Origin of the sequence: Knoellia sp. Soil729, assembly GCF_001427985.1 — a bacterium.
Lineage (GTDB): Bacteria > Actinomycetota > Actinomycetes > Actinomycetales > Dermatophilaceae > Knoellia.
In genome coordinates this window covers 50,428-74,374 of the sequence record NZ_LMSA01000005.1, presented here as the reverse complement: position 1 = coordinate 74,374, position 23,947 = coordinate 50,428, and the positions used below count along the sequence as shown (strand labels likewise).

Annotated in this window: 1 protein-coding gene (cut by a window edge); it reads right to left on the bottom strand. The window is 69.7% G+C overall.

Going from position 1 to position 23,947, the window contains the following annotated elements; all coding sequences use genetic code 11:
- Positions 1–23,947, bottom strand: the 5' portion of a protein-coding gene (locus ASG74_RS15155) for a Calx-beta domain-containing protein (protein ID WP_056145508.1). Its footprint begins 15,977 nt before the window's first position; only the first 23,947 of its 39,924 coding nucleotides appear in the window; the start codon lies at positions 23,945–23,947; its stop codon lies off the left edge, out of view.

The window sequence follows — 23,947 nt, the reverse complement described above, 5'->3', positions numbered from 1 at the left end:
CGGCGCGGTTGGTGACCGTGATGGTCGTCCCCGTGCCGAAGCCGTCCGTCGCCCAGTCGCGCCCGGACCGGGTGATGGTTGCCGACACGGGAGCACCGCCACCCTGGTATGCCGTGAACGTGAAGTTCTCGACGAGCTGGGTGGCCTTCAGGGTGGCGACGGTCAGCCAGAGTGATCCGCCCGAGACCTGGTCGATGGTGAAGGTGCCGTTGGTCTCTGCGCTGGAGATGATGATCTGCTGGTTGGCGTTGAAGCCGTCGGTGAGCCAGTCACCCGTGAGACGGGTGATCTTCATCCTCGAGCCGTCGAGCGTGTAGACGACCTGGAGGTTGTCGAGCTTGTCGCTGTTCTTCAGCGTGATGGTGGTGGAGGTCGCCGACGCGACGCGGTAGGTCTGGCCGGATGTCAGCCCGCCGATGGTGACGTCGCCCGGCTGCGGGTCGACCAGCGTGTAGACGACGCGGTCCCCGACGACCAGGCCGTGTGCGACGGGGTTGCCATTCGCGTCGAGGAACCAGATGTTGTTGGCGTTGGCATCGTTGATGGGTCGCCCGTCGCTGTCGAACCCCGAGACGTCGACGAGCGAGTTCCCGAACTGGTAGGGCTCGGGGGAGTCGTAGATCACGGCATCGCCGTTGACGAACCCGTGTCCGGCGATGGTGATCGTGCTGGCCCCAGTGTTGACGAACGCGGACGTGGGGTTGAACGTCCCGCCGGCGTTCTCCTTGCCGGAGGCGACAAGTCGGATCGTGTCACCGTCGATCACGACGACGAAGTAGCGGCTGCCCATGTCCAGCCCGCCGACCGTGAGGTCTGGGACCACCCAGTCACCGGTCGCCAAGGAGTGGCCCTGCATGGTGATGGTGTTGTTCTGGATGCCCGAGGCGTCGAAGGTGCCACCGAAGGACAGCTTGTTCGGGTCGACGGTTCCGCCGGACATGACGTTGACGACGCTGTACTGCCGCCGGATCACCACGGTGGAGTCGTTGGGGTCGGTCGACACGCCCGTCAGACCGGGAATGGCGCTTCCGGAGTTGACGTACTCCACGAGGTCACCTGTGCTCAGGCCGTGGTTCTCGACGGTGAGCGCGTTGCCCGTGGACCCGTTCGAGGTGTCGACGCCGTCGACGACGTAGTCGGAGGGGGTGTTGGTGCTCGTGGGCGGCTGGAGCGTCGCCGCCACCGACACGTTGCCGCCCGCAGAGATCGTCGCGGACGTGCCGATGTAGGCGTGGACCACGGGCCGGGAGCTGGCTGTGGAGGCCGATCCACCGAACGCGAGCCCGCCGGTGCTCGTGCCCTTGGTGATCGCGTCGGCCTCCGGTCGGGCCGTGGCTGAGAGGTCGACGTTGTTGACGACCCCGATGACAGCAGATCCGCCGAGGTAGGCCCGGACGTCCGGAGAGGCCGTCGCGTTCGAGGCGTTGCTGGTGTTGGCGAACAGCCCGCCGCTGACCGCCTGGGCGAGTGCGCGTGCGTTGCCGGAGGCGAGGGCGGTGATCGTCAGCGAGCTGGCTCCGTTCGTCGTCCTCGACCCGATGACGCCGCCGAACCACGCCCAGGTGGTCCCAGCGGAGGTCGCTGTGGCGGTGGTGCGGCCCACCCCGACCAGGCCACCGGATCGACCCCCGGACTGAGCGGTCGCGACGGTGGTGGCCGCGGCGTCAAAGGTCACTGCGCCGCTCGCCGTCAACGTCCCGAGGCCAGTGGCAGACACGGTCGGGGTGTGCGTGACCGTCGAGGAGGCGCCACTCGAGGCGGCCAGTCCGCCCGAGGAGGCCTCCGCAGCCGCGGAAGCGGTGCCGGGCGACAGCCCGGGGACCGACGGAACGTTGTAGCGCGCCCTGACGCTGATCCCGCCGGAGGAGGACCGGATGGCGCCGCCACTCAATGATGCCGTGACGACCGGCGTGAGCGTGGTGGTGGCGCTCGATCCGCCGGCCGCCACGGTGCCGTACGAGCCGGCGACGGCCGATGTGCCCGCGGAGGAGCTCAGGATCGCCTCCACCGTGAGAGACCCGACAGAGGTGATGGAACCGCCCACGGTGGCGGAGACGACCGGTGCCTGGGTGACCCGTGCGGTGGGTCCGGCCGCCGCAATCGCGATGAGGGATGCGCTCGTCGACGTGGCGATGGCCGTGACGGTGCTGTCGACATCGCCCGTCGCGGTGACGCCCACCAGGCCACCGATGACGAGGACGGAGGCGTCGCTGACGGTGGCTCGAGCGGCCGTGGTGACCGTGGAGCCCACGAGGGCGCCAGAGGAGCTGACGCTGAACACGCTGCCCACCGACTCGGTCGCCGTGCGTCCGGTGGCCAGTGAGTCGATGGTCTGGGTTGCGTCCACGTCCAGCGCGCCGGCCGCGACGTTGGATCGTGAGATGACTGCATCCACGGTGCTGCCCACCGTGTTCGTGTTGACGACCTGCCCGACTGCGACCGACCCGCTGAGGCCGATGGCGATCGCGAGTGACGACGCAGTCGCATCCGTCTTGAGCTTCGTGGTGTCGGTGGCGCTGACCGTGACTGTGCCGTCGACGTCGACGTCGGAGCGGCGGAAGGTCGTTGCGCCCCCGGGGATCGATGGCGGCACCTCGCTCGCCACGATCCCTGCCTTGACGGCGAAGGCCACCGCGTTGAAGGACACGCTGGCCGAGGCGCCGACGGCGAACGAGATGCCGACCGCGAGCGCGAAGGACGAGGTGTTGACCTGGGACTCCACCATCCTCGTCCCGTTGGTGCGCGGCCCGACCTCGGCCGTCACGCTCAGGCCACCCCGACCGGTGATGTGCGAGCCGGAGACGAGGGCGACGATCCGTGCCGGTGCCGGAGTCCCCAGGACGAAGGCGGGTGAGTAGCCCACGAAGTTCCGCGCCCAGGACGAGCCAGCGGCCACAGCCGCGCCGGCCAGACCGATGCTGAGACTTGTCGACATCGCCGCCACCGTGGCCCGGATCTCGACGAGTTCCGTGGCCGACACCGACACGGTGCCTTGGCTGTCGACCGTGCTGTCGACGATCTGGGCGAGCACGCTGCCAAGGATGACGTTGAGGACGTCGGCTCCCGCGTCACTGAACGAGACAGAGATGATGCCACCGCTGGCCGCGACGGCAGACGCCGAACCGGTGGCGTGGATGGTCGATGTGTCGGTGGCGCCGACCGTCACGCCTCCCGTGCGAGCCACCACCCCGCCGAGGTCATCCGTGGTCGCGGCGTCGCCGTCACCATCAGCATTCCGGATCTCCGCCAGGACCTCGGTGGTGATCTCGTTCTCCGTCACGGACCTGGTGACCGCCCCGCCGACGGAGCCGAGGCCGATCGCTATGGCGAGCCCGGCCGCGCCGGTCGTTGCCGTGATGGTCGAGGTGTTCGCTGCCTTCACCGAGATCGAGGCGGCCCCGATGCCCCTGTCCCCGTCACCATCGATGAGGGCCAGCACCGCGGTGGCGATCCGGTTGCGGGTGGATGCTCCGGCACCGGAGACGCCGAAGCCCACGATCCCACCGGAGGCGGCCACGGCACCGGCCTGCACCTCGGCGGTGATGGTCGACGACCCGGTGGCCCAGACGCTGAGCGCACCGCCGGCGTCGATGCTCGAGTCGGTGATCGACGCCTGAACCAGGCCGCGAGTGCTCTCACGGGTGTCAGTGGTGCTGTTCGGGTCGGCTGAGGGGCGCCAGCCGATGAGGTTGCGGGCGATGGAAACGCCGATCGCGGCACCGATCCCAGCAGCCCCGATGGCTGCGCTGGCGGCGAGCCCGAGCACCAGCGCGGAGATCGTGCCGGACAGCGTGGCGAGGACTGCGACGGCTCCAGCCGAGTGCACGTCACTCGTCGAGATATCGGCCTTCACCCGGGCGAGGATGACGTTGCTCGCGAGGGCACCCGCACCTGCGATGCCGATGCTGACACCCGCCCCGATGGCGACGGCGATCGCGGCGGCCACGGTCGTGGAGACGATGGCGCCGGTGTGGCTGGCGGTCAGCGTGATGTCACCGGCGCGCGACGTGAGCTGTTCGTCGGCCCCGGAGACGAGTGCCTGCACCGTGCTCTCGATGGTGTTCTCTGCCCAGGAGATCGCGATGGCGACCGTCACACTGCCGACGAAGCCGATGGCCGCAGCCACCGCCGCCGCGACGACGGTTGCGGTGATGCTCGACGAGGAGGTGGCTGTCAACGAGATCGACCCGGCCTGGATACCCACGTCGGGTGTGGTGTTCGCGTCGGCCCCGTCACGGCTGCCGTCACCCGAGATCGCGGCCTTGACGTCCTGGCGGATCGTGTTGAGGGCCACCGACCCTGCGCCCGCCACGGCGAGGCCGCCGAAGCCGGCCGCCAGCGCGACCGACACCGTGATGACCGTGGCCAGGATCGCACCGGTCGCGGTGGCACTCAGCGCGAGTGCTCCGACGGCGTCGATGCTCGAGTCCTCGACGGTGGCCCAGACCCGGGCGCCGGTGGGCGTGCCACCGACGAGCTTCCAGGTCTGGGTGTCCTGGTAGTTGATCTTGCGCAGGTCGAGCGGGTCGCTCGCGGACGCCGTGATGGTCTTGCTGCCGATGTACTGGTAGACCCGGCCGTAACCGAACCCGTCGAGCACGGCGACCTTGGTGCCCGTGGTGAGGTTCGAGGTGAGGGTGTCGGTCGACGTGTGCGAGTAGACGTCCGAGTCGGTGAGCGTGGACCCGCCGATCTCGTTCGTGGCGAAGGAGAGGCCGAGGGCCGCCCCGATGCCCACCAGCCCGATGGACACAGCAGCCGCCGCGGCAACCACGATGGAGGTGATGGCGCCCGTGGAGGTCGCCGTGAGGGACACGCCACCGTCGGAGTCGACGTTGCTGCCGGAGATCCGGGCGACGACGTCGGAACCGATGAGGTTGCGGGCGACAGCGCCGCCACCGGAGAAGGCGAGAGCCCCGAGCCCGCCCGCGGCGGCGAGCGCTGCGGCGGCGGTGATGGCCCAGATCGCTCCGGTCTGGCGGGCAAGAAGGTTGATGCCGCCGACCCCCGCGTCGACCAGGGTGTCGGCACCGACGATCTCGGCCCGGACCACGTTGTCGATCGTGTTCTGGGCGTACGACACGGCGATGGCCAGGGCCACCCCTGCCCCCCCGAAGCCCCCGGCGATGGAGGCGGCGCCCGTGATGGCATTGACTGCCGAGCTGTCCGTGGCCGTGAGGGCGATGCCGGACGCCTTGACGCCGGTGGCTCCGTCACCGTCGGTGCCCGCATCGTCACTGTCCCCGATGGAGGCCTCGACGAGGGTCGAGATGGTGTTGATCGCGCTCGACCCGGCTCCGGCAAGGCCGATGCCGGCGATGCCGCCCGAGATGGCGACCGCGACGGCGACGACGATGGCGTCGATGGTCGAGGAGGACACGGCGTCGGCGGTGAGGGCGCCACCAGCGTTGACGCTGGAGTCGCTGATGACGGCCCGGACCTCTGCGGGGCTGTCGTTGCCGCTGACGTCCGTCCCGATGAGGTTCCACGCGAGCGAGGCGCCCAGTGCCGCTCCGAAGGCGGCCCCTGCACTGATCGACACGGCTGCCGCGACGGCGGCGATGATGGCGCGGATTGCGCCCTTCATCTCGGCGTCGAGGTCGACCTTGCCGCTGGCGACCACGTCGCTCGAGGCGATGAGCGCGTTGACCTTGGTGAGGATCGTGTTGATGGCCAGTGCACCAGCACCCGAGATCGCGATGGCGGCAGTGCTGCAACAGCCCAGCGCCACTGCAGCGGCCGCACTGATGGCCTCGATCGTCGCGTCCTCGACCGCGGCGATCGTGATGTCGCCACTCGTGGCCCGGACCGTGTCGTCGGCGTTGCGGACTCCGGCCGTCACGGTGTTCGAGATCGTGTTGGCGGCCAGGGCCACGGAGATGGCGAGGGAGGCGCCGCCGGCGCCGATCGCGATGGCCAGGGATGCTGCACCGGTGACCGCCCGGATGGTGGCGGTGTCGGTGGCGCGCAGGGTCACGCTCGTGGCCGTGATCGCCGCAGCGGGGTTCGGCGGTGCCGGGTTGTGGACCACGCCGTCGCCGGTGATCGTCGCCTCGACCTGCATGGCGATGGAGTTGAGCGTGGCCGCGCCGGCGCCGCTGAGGGAGAAGCCGAAGCCGCCCCCGCTGATGGCCGCTGAGGCCGCGACGACGAGAGCCTCGATGGTGGGGCGAGCCTTCGCCTCCACGGTGAGGGAGCCCTCGGTGGCGACGCTCGACCCGATGAGGCGGGCCCGGACCTGTGCCGGGGTCGACGCCAGGTTGGCCAGCTCCCACGCGGTGCTGTTGCGGAAGTCCTCGGTCCGGAGGTCGATGGGGTGGGTCGTCGTGGCCGTGCGGGTGGGTCCGATGTACCCATAGACGTCGCCCGCTCCGGGTCCGGCGACCACGAGCACCGTGTCACCAGCCACGAGGCTTCCGGTGGTGAGCGTCTCGCCGGTGGTGTGGTCGGCGCTGACAAGGCGCCACTTCGAGGTGTCGAGGAAGTTCTGGCGGTTGAGGTCCACACCGCTCGTGGTGACGCCCCTCCAGGCGTAGACCGCGCCCGCCGCGCCGCCGACCAGTACCCACGTGCCGGTGTCGCTGAAGTTGACGCTGTCGAGGTCAGCCGCCGTGAACGTCCCGATGTAGCGGTAGAGCCGCCCCTCGGACGGGCCGCCGACGATGCGCACGATGAGGCCGGGCAGGAGGTAGACGTCGTTGGCGGAGGTGCCGTCACCGTCGTTGCTCTGCAGGTCCGGGCTGACGTGACCAGCGGTGACCCGCACGGTGCTCGGGTCCGTCCCGCCGACCAGGTCGGCGGTCTCGTTGCTCCGGAAGTCGGCACCGATCACGGTGCGGGTGCCACCGATGACGTTCCTCGCCAGCGAGAGTCCGATGGACACTCCGATGCCCGCCGCACCGGCTCCGATGGCGGCCGAGACCGCGGCGATGAGTGCCTGGATGCTGGAGGTGTCGTCCGCGGTGACGGAGATGGCGCCCTTGGCCGTGAGGCTGCTGTCCTCGACGAGCGCGTTCGTGGCGGTCGTGACCACGTTGGACGCGAAGGCACCGGCACCGCTCACGGCGATCCCGGCATACAGGGATGCAGCGGCGGCCAGGGAAGCGGCGGCGGTGAGAGAGAAGATCCGGCCGGTCTCCTTCGCCGCGACGGTGATCCCGCCGTCCGGCGTCCCGGCGGGAGTGGCGACACCGGAGGTGCCGTTGGCCGTGACCGTCACACTGGTGAGCGAGGCCTCGACGGTGTTCGCCACCTGGTTGAGTGCGATCGCGACACCGATGGAGATGGCTGCCGCGGCGTCTGCGGAGAAGGCCGCCGCGATCGAGGCGGCACCGGCGATGGACGAGATGGTGGAGGTGTCGGTCGCGGTCACCGTCACCGAGTGAGCCGTGATCGGCCGGCGGGTCCCGGCGCCCGCGGGGTCGCCGTCGATCGTGCCCTTGACGTCCACCTTGATCGTGTTCTCGGCATAGACCCCCGCTCCGCCGAAGGCGCCGGCCCCCGAGCCCGAGGCGCCGAAGGCGACGGATCCGGCGAGGACGAGGGAGGTGATGACTGCGCCGTCGGTCGCGCTGACCCGCACCGCCCCACTCGTCGAGGTGACCGGGGAGCCCAGGACGGTGGCGACGATCTGCACCCGGTCGTCGGCGTCGCCACCGGACAGGCTGCTGCCGATGAGGTTGCGTGCGACCGAGATCCCGATGGAGGCGCCGACCCCGGCGCTGCCGCCGGCACCGATGGCGACCGAGAGGGCCGCGATGAGGGCATTGACCGTGCTGGTGTTGGTCGCAAGGACGTCGACGTCGCCCCCTGCCGTGACGCTGGCGTTGGAGATGCGGGCGAGCGTGCGGGCGTTGACGACGTTGAGCGCGATGGCGCCGGCGCCGCTGACGGACAGACCCGCGGTGCCACCGAACGAGGCCGCGATCGACGCGGCCGCCGAGATGGCGTCGATGGTCGCGGTCGTCACGTGGAACAGGCCGTTGACCCTGGTGACGTAGAAGCTTTGTGTCTCGAGCTCGTTGTCACCCCGGACGTTCTGCAGCACGACCTGCCAGAGGCTGCCCGGCTGGAGCGCGTAGACCGAGCGCACGGTGTTGAAGCGGGGGAACTGCCCGAGGATCGTGGCCGCGATGCCGCTCTCCGCGTCGGTCATGAGGTCGTCGAGCTCGGCCGTGCGGATGTCCTCGAGTGCGATGGGCTGGTTGACGTACAGCGTCCCGCCGGATGCCATGACGTCGTAGCGGCGCGCCTCGGTTCCGTCCGAGCGGGCAAAGGTGATGCTCCAGTGGTCCGTGGAGACGGTCGCCACCCCGGTGACGGCATACGGCCTGGTCGTCTTCGCGTCCTGCGTGAGCAGCTTCGAGGCGACGAACCACGCGACGAGGGCCGCGTCCGTGGCCGCGTTGGGCCCACCGGCGCGTGAGGCCAGGCTTGCAGCGGTCACCGCTGCCGGGCGCGTCGACATGGTGGCGTCGAACAGCGTGGCGTCGGTCGAGGTGATGAACAGCTCGCTCCCGTGCAGACGAACCTCGAAGCTGCGTATGCCGCCCCCGCCGCTCTTCGCGAAGGTCACCTTCCACAGACCGCTCGCCTTCGTCACGGACGTGAGCTCGTTGGTGCCGCTGGTGGTGAGCAGCTTGAGGGCTTCGAAACGGCCGACGAGGAAGTCCGCGAGGTCGTCGTCCTCCCTGCTGGCGAGGTCGTCGAGCTGGTTGGCGGTGACACCTGACAGGTCGAAGAGCGGGCGTCCCGAGGTGCCCGACTCGACCTTGACCGCGCCGGCGGAGGTGAGCACCACGTCGTCGAGAGCCGCCACGACGGTGTCGCCGACCTGGTTCCACGCGATGCTCAGGCCGATGGAGACCGCCAGACCGGTCGTGCCGCCGAAGCCGCCGGCGATCGAGGCGGCCCCGGAGAAGGAGCGGATCCCGGAGGTGGACGATGCGCCGATGGAGGCGGAGCCGACGGTGACGGTGTCGCGCTGCCCAGTGGTGGCGGTGGGGTCGCTGACCGAGGCCTCGACGTCGGTCTTGATCCGGTTGCCGGCGAAGGCACCGGCGACGCTGATTCCGATCCCGTTGTCGCCACCGGCGATCCCGACAGCACCGGCCGCGACGAACGCGTCAATGGTCTGGGCAGCGGTCGTGGTGACCAGGAGGGCCCCGCTGGACCAGATCGTCGTGTCGATGATGCGCGCCCGCACCTGGGCCGGGTTGGGGGTGCCGATGAGGAACCCGGAAGCGTCCTCGGCATCCTCGACCTGGATGTCGGGGTCGCCGAAGAGGTCGTAGCCGATGAGGTTGAGGGCGATCGAGGCGCCGATGGCGACGGCAACGCCGTTGTTGCCGATGGCGACGGAGGCGGACACCGCCGCGACGAATGCCTGGATGACGGAGGTGCTCTGTGCCGTCACTGTCACGGCGCCCACGCGGGTCGTCGTGTCGACTCCGAGGAGGGAGCGCTCGATCGAGGAGTTCGTCTTCGTGGTGATGCCGTTGAACGCGATCGCGCCGCCGCCCGACACCGCGAGGGAGGTGCCTCCGCCGCCCGAGAGGGCGATGGCAACGGCAACCGTCAGCGCCCTGATGGTCGCCGAGTCGGTCGCCTTGACAGTGACGGCCGACCCGCCGGTGGTCAGCGAGGTGACGTCGGCGATCCGGGCGGTGACCTCGTTGGCCACCCGGTTGTAGGCCAGGGCGATGCCGACGGCGATGGAGCTGGCGCTGGACGTGCCGATGGCCGCTGCCAGGGCCGCGGCTGCCGAGTTGGAGATGATCTCGGTGTGGTCGTCGGCGGTCACCGTGACGCCGCCGCCCTGGGTCCTGACGCTCGTGGCACCGACGATCTCGGCGACGACCCTCACCGAGACCTTGTTCTCGGTCCACAGGCCGCCTGCACTCACCGACGTCGTGGAACCACCCGCGCCTCCGGTGAAGGAGACTGCCGCCGCCACCACGGTTGCGTGGATCGTGGCGGTGGGCGACGAGGCGCCCACGAATATCCCGCGCTGGGCATCCAGGGCCGACGTCTGGGTGCGCGCCCGGACGGTCGCAGGGGTGGGGCCGCCGTACTCCGCCCATCCGATGAGGTTGCGGGCCACCGAGATCCCGATGGCGATGCCCGTGGCGCCGGCGGAGATGCTGCCGCTGACAGCGATGGAGGCTGCGAGGATCAGCGCGTCGATGGTCGCCGTCTGGGTTGCCGTGACCCGGATCGCACCCAAGGGCGCTGCGGTCGCCCGGGCCGTGACGGTGCTGTTGAGAATCTCGGCGTCAGCGGTCCCGGTGAGGAGGTTGATCGCGCTCGCGCCGCCACCGGCGAAGGAGAGGCTGTTGCCCCCGAAGCCAGCGGCGATGGAGACCGACGTGGCCGTCGAGGTCGCCGTGATCGAGGCACCCTGGGTGGCGCTGACGAGGACGTCACCGTTCTTGGCGTCGAGGTCCGCGACCGCGGTGACGAGGGCGTTCATGGCCACGCCGACGTCGTTGCGGGCGATGCTCACCCCGATGCTCACGCTCTTGGACTGCTGCCCGCTGATGGCGATCGAGATCGTCGGGGCGGTGACGGTCGAGGAGATCGAGGCGGTGTTGGACGCCGTCACGGCCACGCTCGTTCCTGCCTGCACGGAAGGGGAGCCCTCCACGACGGCCTTGACCGTCGTACGAAGCCGGTTCATCGAGACCACGACACCCACGCTCACCGACGTGACGTCCTGGTCGATGCTGCTGGCAATGGAGACCGACGAGGCCTCGACCTCGGAGGTGATCTTCGCCGACGAGGTCGCTGTCACCGCGATGGCGCCTCCGGCGGCGAGGTCGGAGCTCGTGACCCTGGCCTCGGTCCTCGCCGGGCGGTCCTGCTCGGTGTCGATGACATCGCCGACGATGGCCTCGAGGATGTTGAACAGGATGTTCTGCGAGTCGATCCCGACCGTGTTGACGGCGATCGTCACGCCCACGGAGACACCGGCCGAGGTGGTGGAGGTCTTGGTCCGGGCGTCGAGGAGGCTGGTGTTCTGCGCCGTCACCGTGATCGTGTCGTCGGCCGCGGTGCCGGCATCGACCTCCGTGTTGAGGACGGAGGCGAGGGCTCCGCTCAGCACGACGTTGCTCGCCACCGCGAAGTTGACGGCGGTGGAGCTCCCCTCGCCGATGAACCCGCCCCCGCCGACCGAGACCGTGCCGGTCGTGACCGCGCGGATCGTCGCGGACTCGAGGGCCGAGACGAGGACGTCGTCGCCGGCCACGACCTTGGCGTTGGCGATCGTCGCGGCGACGTCCCCGCGCACGTCGTTGCGCACGACCATGCCGCCGACTCCGGTGGCGTCCGCCCCCAGGATGCCCGTGACGTCGATGCCGATGGCGGTGAGGGCATCGAGGGTGTCGCCGAGGATGACCTTCGCCCAGAGCGGCGAGGCGCCGAAGTCCGTTGCCCCCAGGTCGAACGAGGTGGGCGTCGAGCCCGTGAAGACGTAGACGTCGCCGGAGTCGAGACGGACGGCCTCACCCTTGGAGACGAGGCGGGTGCCCGAGTTCGTCGTGTACTGGTAGTCCTCGAGGAGGGTGGTGAGCAGGTCGAGGACGATGTTCATGCCAGCGGTGCTGGAGGCCGACGCGGTGACCTCGACGGTGGACGTGGCGTCGATCCCCGCGCTCTCGTCGGCGGTGACGGCGACTGAGCCGCCGGCCTTGACGAGGTTGGGAACGAGGGTCCAGCTGCTGTTCGTGGTGTAGGACTCTGTGCTGAGGTTGATCGTCGTCGATCCGGTCGGGGGAGCACGGGGTCCGCCGGTCCAGCGGTAGACCACGCCCGGACTCACCGCGACCTGGTCGCCGTTCTGGAGGGTCGTCGGCCGGTCGCTCCTGGAGTACGTGTGTGTCGTGTCGCCTCCGCTGAAGAGGATCTGGGAGCGGGTCATGAGGTTGACCATGTTGCTCGCGACGAGGAAGCCGAGGGCGAAGGCCTCCGCCTTGGTGAACGTCACGACCACGCTGGAGGAAGCGTTGCTGGCCTGCGCCGTGACGGACCCTTCGTTCGTGGCGTTGACCCGGACATCCCCGAAGGCGTTGACGGTCGTGTCGACGAGCTGGGCGATGATCTCGGCGGGGTTGTTGTTGTCGAACGCCTCGGCCACCAGCGGGTCGCCGAGGATGGCGTCGACGGTGTTGAAGAGGAAGTTCTGGGTCTTCCACCCAATGGTGTTGAAGGCCAGGGTCAGACCGTAGGAGTCGCCTTCGGACTGGATGCTCGCGAGGGTCTCGGCATCGATCTGCGTGAGGCCGTCCGCGACGACGACCACGTCGCCGCTGGTGGTCACGATGTCCGACCGCAGGACCTCTGCGATGACACTGGACTGGATGACGTTGGTGGCGATGACCGCTCCGACGGCGATCGAGTCACCCTCTCCACCCCACGACTGACCGCCTGAGGAGGTCACGTCGACGTCGGTGCGTGCGCGGATGACCGCCATGGAGCGGGCCGCGACCTCCACCGATGCCGCAGTGAGGTCCAGGTCGGTGATGGCCGCGTGGGTGGTGCTACGGACGTCGTTGAGGACGAGGACGACGCCGACGGCCTTGGAGTCGGATTCATCGATGTTGATGCCCGGCACGATGCTGGTGAGCGGGTTGGGCTTCCAGTAGCCGAGGTCGCCGTAGTTCTGGGTGCCGAGGTCGACGAGGACACCGTCATCGTCGCCGAGCCAGGTGTAGACGTCGCCCGGCGTGCCCGCCAGCTTCCGCCAGAGAGTGGTGTCGGTGTAGTCCTGCAGCGTCAGGTCGACCACGTCGTCCTCGTCGCTCAGGTCGACGCTCGGGCCGAGGTACTCGTAGATCGCGTCGTCCTCACCGCCGACGACAACCCACGGACCAGTGGAGTAGACCTGCGAGCCCAGGTCGATGCGGGCGTTGGGGCCGGTGTAGCGGTAGAGCGTCCCGTCGACGTCGACGACCTCTCCCGTGAGCACCAGTCGGCGACCGGAGTTCTGGGTGAAGCGCGCCTCGCCGTATCCCGCAGCCACACTGACCTTCTGGCCGTTCTCGAGTGCGACCTCGCCGTCGTCCGTCGACCAGTCGGTGTCGACGTAGCCGTCGGCGATCTTCACCGTGCTGCCGAAGACGAGCCGGACCTCACCCTCGCTGGAGAGGAAGTCGGCCGGCAGGGTTCCGGTGATGCTCTGCTGGAGGATGCTCAGTCCACCATCGTTGGTGGTCGTCGAGGAGGAGACCAGCTTGATGTTGGAGTAGACGCCCGACGAGTCGGTGGCGGTGACCACCACGGCGCCGTCCGCATCGATCTCACGCGTGGTCCGGCTGGCATCGCGGGTCGTGAACCCGACGAGGGCTGATGCTGCGCTCGCGACCTTGTTGCTCGCCAGCAGGCCGCCGCCGGCGGAACCCGAGGCGCCGAACAGGGCCGAGGCCTGTGAGATCGCCGTGTTGGAGACGGTGGCGTTGAGCTGCGCCGAGTTGTCGGCCACGACGCGCAGGTCGCCGGTGAGGACCACCGTCGTGTCCCAGAGCTTCGCGCTGGTCGAGGCCGGGTCCATCCCCTTGAAGGCGGTGGCGAGCAACGGGTCGCCGAGCACGGCGTCGATGATGTTGAAGAGCAGGTTCTGCGCCTTCCACCCGACCGTGTTGAACGCGATGGTCACCGAAGCCGAGTCCTCGCCGGAGGTGGCTGAGGTCTCGATGCGGGCGTCGATCCCGGAGGTCGACTTCGCGTCGATGGCGAGCGCAGCCGCGGTGATTCGGCTGTCGTCGACGAGGGCGGTGGTGTGCGCCAGGACGACGTTGGTCACGAGCTGCCCGGTGTAGGCATACACGTCGGGGCCGTCCTCGGGTGTGGCGCCGTTGCCGATCGAGCTGCCCCCGAGGGCCGAGACGTTGACGAGCGCCAGCACCTTGAGCAGGGCGTTCTGCAGCGCGGAGACGGTGAGAGTGCCACCCGACGCCGTGACGACCGCGTGATCGACCGTGGCGTGCACCTCGCTGCGCAGGTCGTTGTAGAGCACGATGATGCCGACGCCGCGGGCCTCGGAGGCGGTGAAGTTCAGGTTGGCGAACCCGGTGATTCCCGGGAAGAGGCTCTCGAGGCTGCCGTCGGTGGCGAGCACCTTCGTCCAGCCGTGCGCGAGGTCATAGACCTGGACGCCGAGGTCGAGCTCACCACCCAGCCCGGTGCGCTTGTAGACGGCACCGACCTGGCCGCCACCGGCATAGGCACCACCGAGCCGGACCTTGTCACCGGTCTTGATGTCCCGGGTGCCCGACGCCGTCGTGTAGTCGTAGTCGCCGGGGATGAGGATGCTGTTGGCGATGTCGACCAGGCCACCGACGGTGTTGGCGACGGTGACGTCCTGGATGACCGTGCTGTGTGCGTCGATGGTTCCGTTGTCAGCGGCGCTCACGGCGATGTTGCGGCCGGCGGAGACCGTGCCGCGAGCGGGACCGGTGAAGGTGACCGTCGCGATGGCCTCGCCGTTGACCTTGTTGCTCGCGATGATGTAGCCGCCGGCTGCACCGCTGGCGCCGTAGCCGTTGGCCTTCTTGCCCTCGGGCTTCTTCTTCTTGTCGTAGTCCGCCTTCTGGCTGGCCCCGGGGAAGACGATGTCGACGACGCCGTCGACCGTGTTGTCGTTGGAGGACACCGCGATGAGCTCGGAGCGGGAGGTCGCGGTGACGGTGATGTCACGTCCGGCCCGCAGGGGACTGTCGGTGACGATGGCGTGGGCTCGCGCCGGGTCGAGCCCGTTGAAGACACCCTCCGAGAGGACGGGTTGGCCCAGGATCGCCTCGATGGCGTTGAAGAGGAAGTTCGAGGTCTTCCAGCCGATGGAGTTGAACGCCACGATGACCGTCTGCGAGTCCCACGTCTCGGTCGAGCTCGACGCGGTGGCATCGAGCCGGGCCGCCAGCACGGCGGTGACGACGATGTCGCCGCCGGCCGTGAGTGGGCTCTTGGTCACCAGGGCGTCCGCGCTGGCGAGGATGAGGTTGGTGACGAGGATGGCACCCTTGGCGCCGAACGCCGAGACGACGCTGTCGTCAAAGGCGGTGATGTATGCCGTGTCGCTGGCCGAGACGGTGATGCCACCGTCGGCGTGGATCACGGAGTTCGTGACCCGGGCCGTGACGGCGCTGCGCACGTCGTTGAGGTCGACGAGGCCGTAGTAGCTCTGCGCGTCTCCGGTGGCGCCGTCCTTGTCGAAGATCAGCCCGGCACTGCCGACGAGCGCGTAGCCCAACGAGTCAGTGATGACCGTTGTCGGCGTGAGCTCCTTCCAGAGCTCGAAGTCCGCGTAGTCCTGCTCGTCGAGCTGGAGGTCGGTGAAGGTGTCCAGGCCCATGTACTGGTAGGTCTTGCCGGAGGTGTCGTCGGTCTCACCGTCACCGTCGAGGTCGTAGTCGTCGGCCACGCGCACGCGGGTGCCGAACTTCACCGGGACCGAGCCGCTGTTGCTGGTGTAGGCGTAGTCGTCGATCGTGTCGCTGGCCCACTGGTTGATGAGGCCGGCGCTCCCGTCGTTCGTCGGCGCCACGTCGGCCACCATCGCGGTCGTGGACTCGATCTCGGAGTCGTCGCTCGCGATGATGGAGGCGTTGCCTCCGGCGGTCACCGTACTGGTGCTGACCGACGCCGTGGCCGAGCTCGCGATCTTGGTGCTCGCCACGACCGCGCCCATGCTCGTGCCGGCGGCTCCGAACATTGCGGCGGGCGCCGACGTGGCGTCGTTGCCGACCTCGGAGCTGACGAGCGCGGCGTTGACGGCCGAGACCATGACGGATCCAGTGGCGACCAACGTGGAGTTGGTGACCGTCGCGTCGGTGTTGGCCGGGTCGGTCCCGTCAAAGGCCTGGCCCAGCACGGGGCCACCGATGATGGCGTCGAGGGCGGCGAAGAAGAGGTTCGTCGCCTTCCACCCGATGGTGGTGAGGGCGACCACGACTCCGACGGAGTCGGCGCCCGAGATGGCCGCCGCGTTGGTGATGGCGTCGATCTGGGTGAGGTTCTGGGCGTCGACCGCGATGTCACCGCCGGTCGAAGTGAGGTCGGAGTCCACGACGGCTGCGCTCAGGTGGCTGATGATCCGGTTGGTCGCGATGGAGGCGCCCACCGCCATCGACGTGCCCTGGCCGTTGAAGGAGCTTCCGCCCGACGACGATGAGGTGGAGTCGACCGTGGCCCGCACTACACCCTGACCGCGAGCCAGCACGGCCACGGAGGCGCCGGTGACGGTGGACCCGTTGCTGATCGACGCATTCACGAGGGTGCGCAGGTCGTTGAGGACGACGGCCCCGCCCAGGCCCATCGAGTCGGAGTTCGTGACGTTCCAGTTCTCCGGCAGGGGAGTGGCCTCGGGGACCGGCTTCCACCAGCCGAGGTCGGCGTAGTTCGCGGTGCCGAGGTCGACGAGCGACTCGTCGGGACCCATCCACTCGTAGGTGGTCCCCGCAGCGCCGCCGATCTCCTCCCACAGGCTCCCGTCGCCGTAGTCGGTGCTGTTGAGGTCGAGCTCGGCAGCGGCGGTGCCGAGGTAGCGGTAGACGCTGCCCGGGGTGCCGGAGACGGGCGCCCAGCGCGAGGCCACGCGGTAGTCCTGGACCGACAGGTCAAGGCGCGCGTTGGGTCCGAGGTAGCGGTAGGACCGACCCCCGTCACCACCGGGCAGGTAGCCGTCCGCGACCGTGACGACGTCGCCGAAGGTGAGCAGGCGGATGCCGGAGTCGGTGGTGAGCCGTCCCTCGCCGTAGCGGTCCCCGACCTCGACCGCGTCGCCCGGGGCGACCGTCACGACCTGGGTGCCGTCAACCTCGGCCGTGGCGACAGCGGAGCCGAAGTCCGCAGCGAGCTGGACCAGGTCACCGAAGTGCAGGGTCTGGCTGCCCTCGTTGCTCATCCAGTCGGGAGTGACGGACTGGCTGCCCAGTGCGCTGTTGATGATGCTTGCGCCACCGTTGTTGGTGCTCGCCGACGAGATGACGATCTTGGTGTTCGAGAAGATGCTCGTGTCGTCCACCGCGTGCACGAGCACAGCGCCACCGGCGGTGACCGTCGAGTCGGCCACGGTGGCCGTGGCCGCGCTCGAGGCCTTGTTGCTCACGAGGATGCCGCCGAAGCTCTTGCCGGTGGCGTTGAAGAGGGCGCTCGCGGTGGAGTCGGCCGCGTTGGACACCGTGGCGTTGAGGCGGGTCGCGTTGTCGGCCCGGACCGTCACGTCACCGTCCGCGGAGATGGCCGAGCCGGTCACGGTGGCCTTCGCCTCCGCGACGTCGTTGCCGTTGAACGCGTCCGAGAGCAGTGGGTCTCCCAGGAGCGCGTCGATCGCGTTGAAGAAGATGTTCTGGCTCTTCCACCCGATCGAGTTGAACGCCAGCACCAACGCCCCGGCGGTTGCACCGCTCGTCGTCGTTGCCATGACGGTGGCGTCGAGGCCGGAGCTCATCACGGCCTCGACGAGCACGCTCACGGCGTCCACGGCGGAGTCGTCGATGGCAGCCACGGCATCCGCAAGGACGGTGTTCGTCGCCGCAATGACGTTGGCGGCAAGGACGTCGCCGGTGCCGTAGAAGCTGCCGCCGGAGGCGTTGACGTTGGTCATCACGTCCGCGACGACCTCGGCATCGAGCACCGCGCGCACGCTCACGCTGCCGCCGGCGACGACCAGGGTCGAGTCGAGGCGAGCGGTGCTGGTGGAGCGGAGGTCGTTGTCGTTGACGAGCACCCCGATCGCGCGGGCGTCGGAGGCCAGGACATTGAGGCCCCCGAACTCGGTGATGCCAGGCAGCAGGTTCTCCAGCCCGGTCACGTCGGTGGCGGGGTGGACCTCGAGCCAGCTGGCGGTGCCGTAGTCGGTCGATCCCAGGGTGAACGTCATCGGTGACGCACCCACGAACTGGTAGATACCGCCCGGGGTGCCGCCCCCGGCATACGACGACCCGAGTCGCACGCGGTCGCCCGAGACGAGCGATCGGGTGCCGGACGCGGTCGTGTACGTGTAGCCGTTCGGGAAGAGCAGCGAGTTCACGGCCGAGAGGATGGCCCCGGTGGAGCTCAAGGAGGTCGCGGACTGGACGACCGTGCTGTGCGAGATGATCGCCGACCGGTCGATCGCCTCGACGAGGACGTCTCCAGCAGCCGTGACCGTGCCGCCGGTGATGGTGGCGACTGCTCCGCCCGAGACCTTGTTGGAGGCGACGACGCCGCCGACGCTCAGGCCGGCCTTGCCGAACCCGCCCACCTTGGGTGCCGGGGCGCCCTTGCCGCCGCTGCGGTCGATGAAGATGGGGGCGCCCGAGCCGGAGATGTTCTCGTTGCCCACGAGCGCGTCCAGCTGGAGCTCGTCGTATGCCGTCACGCTGAAGTTTCCGGCCGCGTCCAGGACGCTGCCGGTCACCGTCGCGGACGCCATGGCCGGGGTCTCGCCGCGGAAGGCCTGTGAGATCGGGGTGGCCCCGAGCACGGCCTCGACGAGGTTGAACAGGACGTTGCTCGGCTGCCAGCCGACGGAGTTGAAGGCCAGGACGACGCTCTTGCCCTCGATGCCCCAGATCGTCGACACCGCGTGGGCCGTGAGTGCGGCGGCGTTGCGTGCGGTGACCGTGATGTCGCCCGTGGTCGTCGTGACGTTGCTGTTCGTGATGCTCGCCGAGGCAGTGGCCAGGAGCACGTTGGTCGTGACGATGCCGCCGGTCCCGCTGACCTCCATCGCGCTGTCGTCCGCGGCCCAGAGCGAAGCGGCCTCCTCGGCGCTGACGAGGACCGCTCCGGCGGCCGCGACGGTCGTGCCGGCGATGCTCGCCGTCGTGCTCGAGGAGAGGAGGGAGAAGGCGAGGAGGGCGTAGTAGCTCTGCGCGGTGCCGTTGAGGGGCTTGCCGGTCACCTTGCTGGCGATGGTGAGAGCGGCGAGGCTCATCTGCTGCGTCACGAGGACGGTGGGCGTGACTTCCTTCCACAGCTCGAAGTCGCCGTAGTCCTGGCCCCCCAGGTCGATGCCGGTCCCCGGGCCCCCGTCGACGCCCATGTAGCGGAAGATCTTGCCCGCCGCGTCGGTGCTCCAGTCGTCGGCGACGCGGACCAGGTCCCCGAAGGCCACGCGCTGGGTGCCGCTGCGGCTCGTGAACCGGTAGTCGTCGAGGACGGATCCCGCCCAGTTGTTGATGATGCCCGCCCCGGCATCGTTGCTCTTGCTGACCGCCCCGTAGATCGAGGTCGTGGCCTCGATGTCGCTGCGGTCCGCCGACGCCACGGTGACCGAGCCACCTGCGCCGACCGTGCTCACCAGCCGCCACATCACGTTGCTGGCGTAGTGCTGCACGCTGTCGCTGAGGCTGACTGGGGGTCCTCGAGGCGCACCGACGAACTCGTAGACGGTCCAGGGGTTGAGGCGCACGCGGTCCCCGATGACGAGGGAGCCGCTTCCGGTGGGGGTGCGGTCGCTGGGCCGGGCGCCGTTCTTGACGCTGCTCGAGACCACGGTCTCGATCCGGTTGCTGGACAGGACGCCGGCGACAGCCAGACCGCTGGCCCCGAAGATCGCTGCGGGTGCGGAGGTGGCGTTGTTGGTCACGGTGGAGCGCACCTGTGCCACGGATGTCGCGCGGACCTCGACGTCGCGACCGGCCGTGATGCGGCTGTCGACGATCTGGGCGATGGCGCCCACGGGGTCCTTGCCGGAGTAGGCGGAGTTGATCGCGGTACTGCCGACGAGGGCGTCCACGGCGGCGAAGAAGAGGTTGGTCGGCTTCCAGCCGATGGTGTTGAGGGCAAGGACGATGGAGATCGACTGCGCGCCGGAGGACATCACCGAGGCGTTGAGTGCCTCGACGACGGAGGTGTTCGAGGCGAGCACGCGCAGGTCGCGCGCGGTGACGTCGCTGTCGCCGACGGTTGCGGTGGCGCTGCCGAGCACGCGGTTCGTGGCGATGATCCCGCCGGCGGCGAGTGAGCGTCCCTGGCCAGTGATGGAGCTGCCACCCGAGGACGACGCGGTGACGTCGACGTCGGAGCGGATGACTCCGGACTGGAGCGCCTCGACCAGCACGTCGCGGGCTGTGACGAGCATCCCGGTGATGGCGGCCGTGGAGTCGCTTCGCACGTCGTTGAGCACGATGACCGCGCCGAGTGCGGCCGAGCGGGACTGCGTGACGTTGAAGCCGGCGGGCAGCACACTCGTCACCGGCACCTTGCGCCAGGAGCCGAGGTCGGCGTAGTCCTGCGCACGCAGGTCGAGGGCGATGGTGCCCGTTCCTGCACCCACCGGTCCGAGGTACTCGTAGACGGTGCCCACCTCACCCGCGAGCATCGTCCAGAGCGTCGAGTCGCCGTAGTTCGTGCTGTTGAGGTCGAGGGTGGCCGCCGTTCCCGTGTAGCGGTAGACCGCTCCTGGGGTGCCGCCCACGAGCGCCCAACGGCTCCTGTCGGTGAAGTTCTGGCTGCCGAGGTCGGTGCGCGCGCTGCTCCCGATGTAGCGGTAGGTCGCGCCCACGATCCCGGGCTTGGCGTGGCCGTCCGCGACGGTGACGACGTCGCCGAGGCGCAGCAGCCGTATGCCGGAGGCGCTCGTGAGCCGACCGGTTCCGTATGCCGTGTCGAGGGCGACGACCTTGCCGGTCGCCAGGGTCGTCTGGTTGGGCCCGTTTGTCCCAGCCACGTAGTCGGCCGCGCCGAAGCCGTCGGCGATGCGGACCCGGTCGCGGAAGGCCACGGCGGTGGTGGTCCCGGCGGCGGCGTCTGCCGTCGTGTGGTCGGCCGCGAGGGAGGCGTACTGCGACTGGCCGATGACGAGGTGGGAGCCACCGTCGGATGTGGTGACCGAGCTCGAGACGACCTTGACGTTGGCGTAGATGCCGGCAGCGCTGGTGGCGCGGACGGTGAGGTCGCCGCTGGCGTGGAGCTCACTGGCCGGTGCCCAGTCCGGGTTGCCAGCGAACGTGATGCCGCCGAGGTCGACCGCACTGCGGTTCGCTCCGAGGTAGCGCATGCTCCGTCCGACACCGATCCGCACCAGCTGGCCGTGGAGGAGGGTGGCCGAGGTCTCGGAGGCCAGGTGGTCGGCGGCTGCCTGGACAAGGGCCTCGGCCCGGGCGAGGACCTTGTTGGAGGCGATGACGGCGCTGGCTCCGGCGGAGGCCGATCCGAAGATGTTGGCCGAGGTCGTCTGCGCGGCGTTGCTCACCGTCGCGTTGACCAGCGGGCTGGCGACGGCCTCGACGGTGACATCGCCGTTGGCGTCGACCACGCTGTTGCGGATGACGGCGGCGACGACGAACGGCTTGGCGGCGGTCCCCGCGATGTCGGCGTCGATCAGGGCACTGAAGACGGAGAGGGCGAGGTCGCTGATCGTGTAGCCGATGAAGTTCACGGCGACGCTGGCGCCGATGGAGAGCCCGGCGCCGAACGCCGACAGCGGGCTGCCGCCGGCCTTGCTGGTGGCACTGAGCTGGCTGGTGGCGTCGACCACGGCTCCGCTGCCGTCGGCCCGGACCGCGATGTCGTCACCGGTGACGGTGCTGTCGACGACCGACGCGCGGGCTCCGCCTGCCAGGGCGTTGACCGACAGCGTGGCCGCGAGGGCCACTGCACCGGCGAGTGCTGGGGCCGAGGAGACCTGCACGATCGTGGTCTCGACCCGGGACCGGAGGCTGGGAGCCGAGGTGGCCAGCACCGACACGCCGCCCGTGGCGTCGACGGTGCTGTCGACGACCTCGGCGGTGACCGGCAGGTCCATGCGGTTGTCGGCCCGGGTGGCCGCGATGGTGATGAGCGCGGTGCCGGGGGTGACGGCCGTGCCGGCAGAGACGGCCTCGAGGGCGGAGCGGTCGGTGGCAGCCACGAGGACCGTGCCGCTCGTCACGCGCGAGTCCCTGATGGCTGCTGCGACGAGTCCGGCCAGGACGTTGACGGCGACCTTGGCCGCGGCCCGCTGCACGGTGTCGCCCGAGGCGCTGACGGCGACCGAGCCCGCCTGTACCTGAGCACCGGTGATCGAGGCCATCACGTTGCTCGTGGCGTCCTGGTGAACCGTGCCGAACAGCTCGGAGAGGATCGCGCTGTCGACGAGGCCGGTGTTCCTGGCGGAGACCGTCAGGACGCCACCGGCGCTGACGGTGTCGGCTCCAGCCGCGCCGCCGATGGTCGCGCCGGTCGTGCGACTGAGGTCGACGTCGACCCCGATGCGGTTGAAGGCCTGGATGATCGCGGAGGGGCTGCTCGTGTCGGTGACCGCGATGGCCACGGTGACGTCGTCGAGCGCCGACACCGCGAGGTCGCCGGTCGAGATGATGTGGGCCCCGCCCGTCACGGCCGCACGGGTGACGTTGGCGCCGGACAGGCTGACGGAGCCGCCCGAGTCGGCGTCTGCCCTGAAGGTGAACGTCGTGTCGGTGCGTGCGCCCAGCGTGACCTTCGACGCCGTGACCGTCGTCGCCGACCCGCGGACGTCGACCGTCGCGCTCGAGCCGAAGCCCTGGGTCAGTGCGGGCGCCACGGGGAGACCGCTCGCGTCACCCGAGTTGGTCGTGTGAGCGGTGAGTGAGACCTCACCTGTCGCGGTGATGGAGCCCGCCACATCGATGTTGGCGGAGAGCGTCCCGAGCCCGGAAGCAGGGTCGTTGGCGTCGGCCGCCTGGAAGTCCACCGATCCCGCAGTGACGGAGCCGGCGGAGGTCACCGTGATGAGCTCGGCGAGGATCCTCAGCAGGATGTCGCCCACGTTGAGGGCACTCGAGATGGTGACCGAGTCACGGCCGTTCCCGCCCTGGATGGTCAGGGAGCTGGTGGGTCGCGCGAACGACGAGTCGGTGAACGTCCCGCTCGTCGAGCGCAGGCGCAGGTTGCCAGCCGTGCCCGGGTCGTTCTCGAGCACCGCTGCGTCGTCACCGTCGCCGAGGTCGTAGACCGCCTCGCTCATCGAGCCCGTGTTGCCCAGTGGTGCGGTCTGGAGCACGAGGCCGGTCGCTGACATGGTCTGCATGAGCGGTGCCGCGGACTCATCCGCGGACGTCGGTGCGGTCGGCTCCTCGGTCGGTGCGGCCGGCTCCTCGACGGGCGCCGCTGGCGCCTCGGCCGGCTTCTCGAGCGTGCTGGGCTCGGCGACGGCGGTGGCGGGTTCTTCGGTGGTGGGGTCCGAAGCCGGAGCGGCCGGCTCCACCGCAGCCGGGGCCGGGGGTTCCTCGCTCGTGGGTGGCTCGGCCACTGGGGCGGGCGTCGCTTCGGCCGTCGTCGCCGGGTCCTCGACGGGGGCCGGCTCGTCGGTGGCGACCGTGGCGGGCGGGGTCTGCGTCGCTGCGACTGGGGTCGCGCCGGAGGGCTCCGCGGCGGTCGTCGCAGGTTGCTGCGTGGTGGCAGTGTCCGCAGCGGTGTCCGTGGTGCTGGCGCCGTCGGCGGTGCTGGCGGTGTCGGTCGTGCTGGCGTCGAGGTGCAGGGCGAACGGCTTGCCGGCGCGCGTCCCGAGAGGCCGGGTGGTGTCGGGCGTCTTGGCCGCGTTCCGCACCCTGGTGCCGGGGCGCAGTTCGGCACCCATGAGCTCTGCGTGCGTGGGCTTGACGTCGTCGAGGCCGACGATGTGACCCATCTCGTGGGACAGGACGCTGAGGAGGTCCATCTTGCCGTGGGCGGGGGACAGCTCTGGGGCGAGGCCGTTGGCGAACTCCTCGTCCTTGCTGGGGCTCAGGTCGACGAACCAGCCCGCCCCGCCGGCGTCTGTGTCGAGATACACCGTTGTCCCCATGGCGACGGCCGTGAGCTTGTCGGGGAGGTCCAGGAGTCGCAGCCTGACGTCCTTGATGAGGCGGCTCTGCTGGGTGGGGAACGATGCGGCAGCCTCGTCCAGGATCGCCGCCGCGAGACGGTCCGTCGGGCTCACGCTCGGCTGGTCCACGGCCGGTCCTGCCGGGACAGGGGCGGCAACGGCGGACGGGGCGTAGGCGAAGGTGGTGATCGCCAT